This is a genomic window from Geofilum sp. OHC36d9, from assembly GCF_052400685.1.
GTDB lineage: Bacteria > Bacteroidota > Bacteroidia > Bacteroidales > Marinilabiliaceae > CAZHHH01.
The window spans coordinates 1-1,052 of record NZ_JBQTGJ010000043.1 but is presented as its reverse complement, the minus strand read 5'-3'; the positions used below and the strand labels follow the sequence as shown (position 1 = coordinate 1,052).

2 protein-coding genes are annotated in these 1,052 nt (G+C 46.1%); both read left to right on the top strand.

Going from position 1 to position 1,052, the window contains the following annotated elements; all coding sequences use genetic code 11:
- Positions 1-426 (top strand): tyrosine-type recombinase/integrase (locus ACT3CD_RS17210; protein WP_444646906.1); only part of this gene is annotated, 426 nt, incomplete at its 5' end.
- Positions 404-1,052: IS91 family transposase (locus ACT3CD_RS17205; RefSeq protein ID WP_444646905.1), on the top strand; the 649-nt coding region annotated here is incomplete at its 3' end. The genes ACT3CD_RS17210 and ACT3CD_RS17205, both read left to right, overlap by 23 nt.

The following is a 1,052-nucleotide window of genomic DNA, read 5'->3' as shown; positions in this document are numbered from 1 at the left end:
TCTGATATTGATTTTGAGCGTATGGTTATCCATATCCGCCAGAGCAAATACAAGAAGGACCGGATTGTTCCTTTGTCCACCACAATGGTCATAGGACTCAGGAAATATCTCAGTGCAGAAAACCCGCATGTTTGGCTGTTCAATGGCAAAGAGCCTGATGGACGATATAGCGTTAGAGGATTATCCTGGGTCATGCGCGAAACCCTTAAAAAGACCTCTATCACCAAAAATGTCAACCTCCATTCCTTACGCCATACTTACGCTACACATTTGTTGGAACAGGGATTAAACATTGTCACGCTCAAGGATCTTTTGGGTCATGCCGATATCTCTACTACCATGATTTATCTGCACGTAGCTCAATGCCAACATATCAATGCTCACAGCCCATTAGATACTCTTTATGGAAAAGCACTTCAAAAATAAGCATGAGTTGGCTGACATTGTGCGACAATTTGGTAAAAAATTATTGCAGAGTGGGGAGCTATCATCCAAACAGACCAAGGTGCTGTACAACATTGTCCAGTGCCGCACGGCGTCTCTGGGCGGGCATGAACAGGTGTGTGAAGATTGCGGTGCTATACACTACAGTTACAACAGTTGTCGTGACCGGCATTGTCCCAAGTGTCAGGGAGCCAAACAGGCTCTCTGGGTTGAACAGCTAATGGAATCGACGTTAGCAGTGAAACACTACCATATTATTTTTACGGTGCCACATGAGCTGAACCAAATTTACCTTTGGAACAGACGGCTTTATTGCGATATTTTGTTTCGTGCCGTCCGTCGTACGCTGCACAGCTTTGGATACACACATTACGGATGTGAAACCGGTGCCGTAGCCGTATTACACACCTGGGGGCAGAACCTGTCGTTGCACCCGCACATACACTGCATTGTTCCGGCAGCCGGTTATTCTTTATCGGGCAAGTGGCGCCATATAGGCAAATATGAGGACTATCTGTACCCGGTACACCAGTTGAGTGCAGCCTTTAAAGGTAAATTTCTGGACAGCATGCGAAGGGAACTACGAAAGCAAGTTGCAATTGATGGGT